We start from the raw sequence: 7,838 nt of genomic DNA on the forward strand, positions 1-7,838 counted from the left end.
CTTCTTCCGGATGTCCACCCTCGCCCGCCTCTACGACGACCACGCGTCCGCGCTCTACGCCTTCGCGCTCGAGCTCACGCGCCGCGAGGCGGAGGCGGCCGATATCCTCCAGGAAATTTTCTGCCAGCTTGCCACCCGCCCCAGGCTGCTCCACGGAGTTCGCAACGAGCGCGCCTTCCTGCTTCGCATGATCTACACGCGCGCGGTCGATGCGGCTCGCCGCCGCGCCGTCCGCCAGCGCCACGCGGAAGCCGAGGCCGCCGCGCCACCACTCTTCTCGGACCCCAACCCCGCCGACGACTGCGACGAAGCCGCCTTCCGCGACTCCCTCGTCCGCGCCCTCGGCGACCTTCCGCCCGAGCAACGAGCGGTCGTCCATCTCAAGCTCTGGCAGGGCCTCACCTTCGAGGAAATCGCCGACTCCCTTCGCATTTCCCCAAACACCGCAGCCAGTCGCTACCGCTACGGCATGGACAAATTACGCACGCTGCTGCGTCCGCTTTACGAGGAGATCCAATGACGCCTTTCGAACGACGCCTCGCCGCCACCCCACGCCGCGACGCTCCCTCCGAGCTCCGCGCCCGCATCCTCGCCATCGCCCGCGAGGCCGAGCGTCCCGCTTGGCGCATCGTCCTCGCCCGGCTGCTCTGGCCGCACCCGATCGCCTGGGGCGCGCTCGCGGCGGCGTGGATCGCCATCGCCGCGCTGAACGTCGCCGGCCCCCGCGGCCCCGAGCTCTACACCGTCAGCCCGCCGGAATACCGCGACCGCCTGCCCGCGGCGCGGGAGTATTTCGTGCAATGGGAGATCGAGCGACGCCTCCTTGCCCGCCTCGAGGCCGAGTGCACCCGCGACCTTCGCCCGGTGCGCCCGCTCCATCCGGCGCTCATCCTCCCACGCCCCGAAGATTTATGACCCCTTCCCGCCCCCCGCTCTGGAAACGCTTTCTCCGCTTTGCGGTTTTTTCCGGCATCGTCGTCGTGACCCTCGTCGCGCTGGGCCTCTCGTGGTTCTCTTTCACCACCCGCCGCGAGTGGGCAAAAACGAAGGCCGAACTGCTCACCCGGGGCGAGAAGCTCTCCATGGTCGAATTTGCCCCACCACCGATTCCGGACGATCAGAATTTCTTTGCGGACTCCATCTGGCGTCCTGCCGAGCCCCCCCCGGGCCAGCCCGCCATCAAGGAGACGCCATTCCAGCTCCTTGATTCTCTCGTGACGGCGGACGAGCTGGCTGCTATCCGCGTCGTTTTTCCAAACTTTCAGCCCTCGGGCTCTTCCGCCCGCGCATATGCCGCCTATCAACTTGGCCTGAGACTTTCGGAGCTTTCTCCCAAAATGCGACCAGCAGGCGTGACTCTTCTCGGCCGCCTGCTCGCCCCTCTGGCCCCGGTCCCATCCAAAATCGAGTCGTTGCTTGCCCGAGGGGATGCACGGTTTCCTTTCGACTACGCAACGCTCCCTTGGAAAATGAATCCCTATCCGGGCTTCCATGAGATCGGTTATACGCTGACCGCCTTTGCCTACGCCGCGCTTTTTCGCGGCGACTCCGCGACGGCCACCCTGCTCACCTTGGATCTCCTGCGAATGAGCGACACCTTGGCAAGAGAGCCCCTTCTTTACGCCCAAATGCTCCGCATCAGCGTGGTTGCCCAGGCTAGAACCCTCGTTCAAACCGGCCTAGAAGAGCACCGATGGAGCGACGCCGAACTCGCATCTCTCCAAAACACCCTCGCGCAAATCGACCTTCTGCCAGGCTTAGCCCTCGCCTACCGCACGGAACGCGGCCGATCCAACCAAGCCTTCGAAGCCGTCCTTCTTCGTCCGTCGAAAGACCGTGCGGATCTCGTCGAGCAACTCCCCTCCGGACTACGGCAGGCTTTTCCGATCTATCTTCACCTGTTCGGCTTCGACGACCGCGTTGCTCTGAACCGGGGCGTCCAGAAAATCGTCGACGCCCTCGAGGCCGCACCTCTCAACGGGCTCGATCCTCGCCGCTATCGCTACGTCCCCGCGCCTCTAAGTCAAGTGACGCGGGTCTTCGCCAACAACTTCTTCTACTTGCTGGGAGGCCAGGTGGATGTTTTCGCGGTCCACATGACGGACATTCGGCAGACCATCGTCGCCTGCGCGCTGGAACGATACCGCCTCCGGTATGGATCCTATCCCGGCAACCTCGCCGAACTTGTGCCGACCTATCTCCCGACGATTCCCCGCGATGTCCTCGTCCATGAGCCCTTTCACTACCGCCGACTTTCGCCCGAGACCTTTCGTCTGTGGGCAGCAGGCGATTCGCCGGAGGCAGATCTTATCTGGCCAAATTAAGATTCCTTGCGCCCCAGAGAGTATCAATATCCGTTCCCTCTCGAATTCTCTGCGTTAGAAGGCCGGTAAAAGCCTCTCGATCATCCGTTGGTAGCACATCCGTGCTGGTCATTGCCCTCCCGTCGTCGAAAAGTGCTCACCATGCACTTGGCTTTCTCCTCACCGATCAATTCATCGATACCAGACGCACCGAGAGCGCTCGCGCAGCGGACCCAGTTCATTCTCCGAGTGCTCCGTTTTTAGCCCGTGCGATCTTTCTCTCCGCCTAACCGTCCCCGCCCCAACCGCTCGACGTTATTCGCGTGGGTCGTGGTCGTGGTCGGCTTGATCAGCGCGGTGGCGCTTGCGCTTTACGGATTTTTGCACGGCGGCTATGGGCGGGACACCCATTCCGAGTGGCTGAAGCTCTCGGACGAACTCAAGAAGAACGGCGAACCCCTCTATCTCGCCGATGTGAAACCCGCCGAGATTCCCAATGAGCAGAATTTTTTCGCGGCGGACGTTTTTTCGGGCCTCGATGCGGACGCGCCCCGGGATCGCCTGCTCCAGCTCGCCGCAAATCCCGGCAACGGCCTCGACGTGACGGTTCTCCTCGCCTCGGCGACGAAGGGTAACGGCGCCAGCCTGGACGCCATCGCGGCCGCCCTCCAGCAGGCCGGCCTCGTGCGCAGGCAGACCGATTTTCTCCTCGCCGGTGATCGCGTGCGAGCGGGAATCCGCGCCCTCGGCCTCGATTTCACGCCGCTCGCCGCTGCGGCCGATCGACCGGCGGCGCGTTTTCCGATCGATTACGCCCGGCCCTTTCCCAGGCTGCCGCACCTCCGCTACCTCGAGGCGCTCGGCGACTGGCTGGCAATTCACGCCGTGGCGCAGCTCTCCACCGGCGACGCCGACGCGGCCTCGATCGACCTGCTCCTCATCGGCCGGATGGCCGATTCGCTGGCGAGCGAGCCTTTCCTCCCCTCGCAACGCACCCGTCGGCTGCTCCTCGGCCTTTTCGCCGGCTGCGTGCGGGTCGGAATCCTCTGGGACGCATGGTCCGACGAGCAGCTCGCTCGTTTCGGCGCAACCCTCGAAAAGGCGCGGCTCGTCACCGACCTCGGCTGGGCCGTGCGCGGCGAGCGGGCGCAGTTGAATTCCGCGATCAATCTCGCACTCAATGGCGAACGCCCCTCCGCGAGCGACGAACTGCAGGGCTGGCTCGGGACGGACCTCGTCAGCCTCGACAAACGCGAACTGCGGGCCCGCCAGGTCGCCGCAAATCGCGCCATGCAGGACTTCCTCGACGGGCTCAGCCTGTCGGAAGGCATCCAGCTGCCGAAAACGGAAGTTCTGCCCGAAAAGGCGCTCTCCCGCTTCGAGGCTCTTACGGAGGACGCCCGCATTTCCGCCCAGCTCCAGACCTACCTCGCCCAGGCAGAGCTGGCCTGCGGGCTGGAACGCTACCGGATCGCGAAGGGCGCGTATCCCGGAAAGCCCGAGGAACTCGTTCCCGATACCCTCGCCGCCCTGCCGCTGGATCCCATGACCGGCCAGCCGATCCGCTACGCGACCAAGGATTCCACCGGCTACACGCTCACCGGTGCGGGTTGGGCCGACGGCCAGCCGTGGGTCTGGAACCGATGAATAACCGCACGACGCCCCGGATTTGCCCGATTCAAAATCTCGGACTTTTCCAAACCTGACTTGCTCCCCGGGCAGATTTGCCCCACATTTCCACACTGCAACCCCGGCTCTTGACGCCGGGGTTGTTCTCTCTCGCACACTAACCATTCTCAATGAACAGTTCTTTTACCGCCCGCTGGAACGAGGCGTTGCTCGACGATAACTACGAACTCTGGAGCAGGAATCCAACCGCCGTCAGCGCCGACTGGGCCGCTTTCTTCGAGGGCTTCGAACTCGGTTGCGCCAAGCCCGTTTCCAAAAATGGCGCCGCACCTGCCGCCCCGGCCACCAATGGCTCCGCGACGACTCTTTCCGGCACCGGCATTGCCAACACCAGCTTCGAGACCCGCGTGGAAGGGCTCGTCTACATGTATCGCACGCTGGGCCACTCGATCGCCAAGCTCGATCCTCTTTCCTCCACCGCGCCGGAGAGCCCGCTCCTCTCCCTCGAGGAACTCGGCTTCACCGAGGCCGACCTCGACACGACCGTCAGCTCCCGCTTCTTCCGCGACGGCCGCAAGATGAAGCTCCGCGAGATGATCGCCGAGCTGAAGGAAATCTACTCGGACACGATCGGCGCCGAGTTCATGCACATCCAGAATCCCACGATCCGGAACTGGGTGCTCAAGCGCATGGAAGACCGCAGCGATTGGGCCAGGCATGACGGCCCGATCCAGCGCGACGTCCTCCGCAAGCTTCTCAAGGCCGAGGAATTCGAGCGTTTCCTCCACACGAAATATCAGGGCAACAAGCGCTTCTCGCTCGAAGGCGGCGAAGCCCTCATCGTCGCTCTCGAGGTCATCCTCAAGAACTGCCCGAAGGCCGGCATCAAGGAAATCGTCCTCGGCATGGCGCACCGCGGTCGCCTGAACGTTCTCGCGAACTTCCTCCACAAGCCGCTCGCCCTCATTTTCAACGAGTTCTCCGAGAACTACGTGCCGCAGTCCGTCGGCGGCAGCGGCGACGTGAAATACCACCTCGGCTACCAGACCACGCGTCATCCCGAGCCGAACTGGGACGTTGAAGTCCACCTCGCAGCGAACCCCAGCCATCTCGAGGCCGTTGATCCGGTCGTCCAGGGCAAGGCCCGGGCCCGCCAGCGCGTGGTCGGCGATACCGAGACGCGTAAGCAGGTGCTCCCGCTCCTCGTGCACGGCGATGCCGCCTTTATCGGCCAGGGCATCGTCGCCGAGGTCTTCAACATGTCGCAGCTCCCGGGTTACTCCACCGGCGGCACCGTTCACATCGTCGTGAACAACCAGATCGGCTTCACCACGCTGCCGAAGGATTCCCGCTCCACGCCGTATTGCACGGACGTGGCGAAGATGATCGAGGCGCCGATCTTCCACGTGAACGGCGAAGACCCGCTCGCCGTCATTCAGGTCGCCGAGTTTGCCACGGAGTTCCGCCAGGAATTCGGTCGGGACGTCGTCATCGATATCTACTGCTACCGCCGCCACGGCCATAACGAGCTCGACGAGCCCAGCTTCACCCAGCCCGATCTCTACAACCAGATCGCGAACCACCCGCTCCTGAGCGAAATCTTCAGCCAGGAGATCATCAAGCTCGGGACTCTTTCCAGGGAAGACGTCGCCACGATCAAGGCCGAGACGATCGGCGAGCTCGAGACGGCTCTCGCCGAGGTGAAGGCCAGCCAGTCCGAGGCTGCCTCGAAGCCCGCCGGCGCCGCGAAGAACGAACTCGCCGGCTCTACCGCCATCTTCCAGCCGCCCTACTCCCACGAGCCGATCGATACCGCGATCACGCCCGAGACGCTCGAGAAGATCGTCGGCGCGCTCACGACCGTTCCTGAAGACTTCCGCATTCTCTCGAAGCTCAAGCGCATCCTCATCGACCGTCGCAAGAAAGTCTGGAAGGAAGGCGGCCCCTATGACTGGGCCTTCGCCGAGGCTCTCGCCTTCGGTTCGCTGCTCCTCGAGAACACGCCCGTTCGCCTCTCCGGTCAGGACAGCCGCCGCGGCACGTTCAGCCACCGCCTGAGCGTCATTTACGACGAGGTTTCCCGCGATCGGCACTACATTCCGCTGAACCACATCAGCGACAAGCAGGCCAAATTCTGCGTCTACAACAGCCCGCTGTCGGAATACGCCGTCCTCGGCTTCGATTACGGCTACTCGCTCGACTACCCCTCCATGCTCTGCATGTGGGAGGCGCAGTTCGGCGATTTCGTGAACGGCGCGCAGATCATCATCGACCAGTTCATTTCCTCCGCGGAGTCGAAGTGGCAGCGCCCGAGCTCCATCGTCATGCTTCTGCCCCACGGCTACGAAGGCCAGGGCCCCGAGCACTCCAGCGCCCGCCTCGAGCGCTTCCTCCAGGGCTGCGCCGAGGAAAACATGCTGGTCTGCAATCTCACGACGCCCGCCCAGTATTTCCACGTGCTGCGTCGCCAGATTCACACGAGCTACCGCAAGCCGCTCGTCATCATGACGCCGAAGAGCCTCCTCCGTCTCGAGGCCGCCGTCTCGAAGACCGAGGACTTCACGAACTCCCGCTTCTACGAAATCCTCGAAGGCCCCGCGCCGAAGGATCCCAGGAAGGTCGAGCGCGTCATCCTCTGCACGGGCAAAGTCTACTACGACCTCCAGAATTACCGCACGCAGAACGGCCTGGACGACAAGACGGCCATCGTCCGCATCGAGCAGCTCTATCCGCTCTACGGCGAGAAGCTGAAGCGCATCGTCGCACCCTACAAGAACGCGAAATCCCTCGTCTGGTGCCAGGAGGAGCCGCAGAACATGGGCGCCTGGTTCTTCCTCGCCTATCAGCTCGCGGACCTCTTCGAGCGCCCGGTCAAATACGCCGGTCGCAGGCCCGCTGCCAGCCCGGCTGCCGGCTCCATCGCCGTCCACAAAAAGGAACAAGCGGCGCTGGTCAAAGATGCGTTCACTTTGTAACACTGGACGTCCCTGCGCATGAGCACTGAAGTCAAAGTCCCTTCCGTCGGCGAATCCATCACCAGCGGACTCCTTTCCACCTGGCACAAAAAGGATGGCGAGACCGTCACATCCGGTGAAATTCTCTTCACTCTCGAGACCGACAAGGTTTCCAGCGAGGTGAACGCCACGGAATCCGGCATCCTCAAGATCGCCGTGCCCGAGGGCGAGGAAGTCAAGATCGGCCAGGTCGTGGCCACGATCGAAGCCGCCGGCGCCGCCCCTGCCGAGGCTCCCGCCAAAAAGGCACCCAAAGCCAAAAAGGAGGAGCCCGTCGCCGTCGAGGCCGCTCCCGAACCCGCCGCTCCCGCGCCGGAACCAGTCGTCGCAGCCCCTGCGCCCGCTCCGGAGCCGCCGGCTCCCGCGCCCAGCGCCCCCGCCGTGGCCGATGATTCCCGCGTCACTCGCAAGAAGCTCTCGCCGCTCCGTCGCAAGATCGCCACGCAGCTCGTCGCCGCGCAGCACACGGCCGCGATTCTCACGACCTTCAACGAGTGCGACATGAGCGCCGTCATCGCTCTCCGCAAGGAGATGCAGGACGACTTCCAGAAGAAGCATGGCATCAAGCTCGGCTTCATGTCCTTCTTCATCAAGGCCGCCGTCGACGCCCTCAAGGCTACGCCCGCCATCAACTCCCGCATGGACGGCGATGACCTCGTCACCGCCAACTACTTCGACATCGGCGTGGCCGTCGGCACCGAAAAAGGCCTCATCGTTCCCGTCGTGCGCGACTGCGACAAGAAATCCTTCGCCGACATCGAGAAAGACCTCGCCGACTACGCCGCCAAGGCCCGCGAAGGCAAGATTGGCCTTCCCGATCTCCAGGGTGGCACGTTCACCGTCTCGAACGGCGGCGTTTACGGCTCGCTCATGAGCACGCCGATCCTGAACC

6 protein-coding genes are annotated in these 7,838 nt (G+C 63.9%); all 6 read left to right on the plus strand.

The annotated features are described in order from the left end of the window. Window positions 1-10 precede the first annotated feature (10 nt). Window positions 11-520, plus strand: a complete 510-nt coding sequence (locus VIM61_14190) for a sigma-70 family RNA polymerase sigma factor (GenBank protein HEY8901559.1) — start codon at window positions 11-13, stop codon at window positions 518-520. Beyond that, window positions 517-915, plus strand: a complete 399-nt coding sequence (locus VIM61_14195) for a hypothetical protein (GenBank protein HEY8901560.1) — start codon at window positions 517-519, stop codon at window positions 913-915. The genes VIM61_14190 and VIM61_14195 overlap by 4 nt, the downstream gene beginning before the upstream one ends. Beyond that, on the plus strand, window positions 912-2,324 hold the full coding sequence (locus VIM61_14200) for a hypothetical protein (protein ID HEY8901561.1): 1,413 nt from the start codon (window positions 912-914) through the stop codon (window positions 2,322-2,324). The genes VIM61_14195 and VIM61_14200 overlap by 4 nt, the downstream gene beginning before the upstream one ends. Before the next feature lie 309 nt (window positions 2,325-2,633). Then, window positions 2,634-3,950: a hypothetical protein gene (locus tag VIM61_14205; protein HEY8901562.1), complete on the plus strand. Its 1,317-nt coding sequence runs from the start codon at window positions 2,634-2,636 to the stop codon at window positions 3,948-3,950. 152 nt (window positions 3,951-4,102) lie between these two features. Then, on the plus strand, window positions 4,103-6,907 hold the full coding sequence (locus VIM61_14210; GenBank protein HEY8901563.1) for a 2-oxoglutarate dehydrogenase E1 component: 2,805 nt from the start codon (window positions 4,103-4,105) through the stop codon (window positions 6,905-6,907). 18 nt (window positions 6,908-6,925) lie between these two features. After that, the coding region (locus VIM61_14215; GenBank protein ID HEY8901564.1) for a 2-oxo acid dehydrogenase subunit E2 at window positions 6,926-7,838 on the plus strand (913 nt) is incomplete at its 3' end.

Source organism: Chthoniobacterales bacterium (assembly GCA_036569045.1).
Taxonomy (GTDB): Bacteria; Verrucomicrobiota; Verrucomicrobiia; order Chthoniobacterales; family JAATET01; genus JAATET01.

Bases quoted from the DNA above. Each gene is read 5' to 3' on its own strand.
- VIM61_14190 (HEY8901559.1), top strand. From the start codon at position 11: ATGTCCACCCTCGCCCGCCTCTACGACGACCACGCGTCCGCGCTCTAC.
- VIM61_14195 (HEY8901560.1), top strand. From the start codon at position 517: ATGACGCCTTTCGAACGACGCCTCGCCGCCACCCCACGCCGCGACGCT.
- VIM61_14200 (HEY8901561.1), top strand. From the start codon at position 912: ATGACCCCTTCCCGCCCCCCGCTCTGGAAACGCTTTCTCCGCTTTGCG.
- VIM61_14210 (HEY8901563.1), top strand. From the start codon at position 4,103: ATGAACAGTTCTTTTACCGCCCGCTGGAACGAGGCGTTGCTCGACGAT.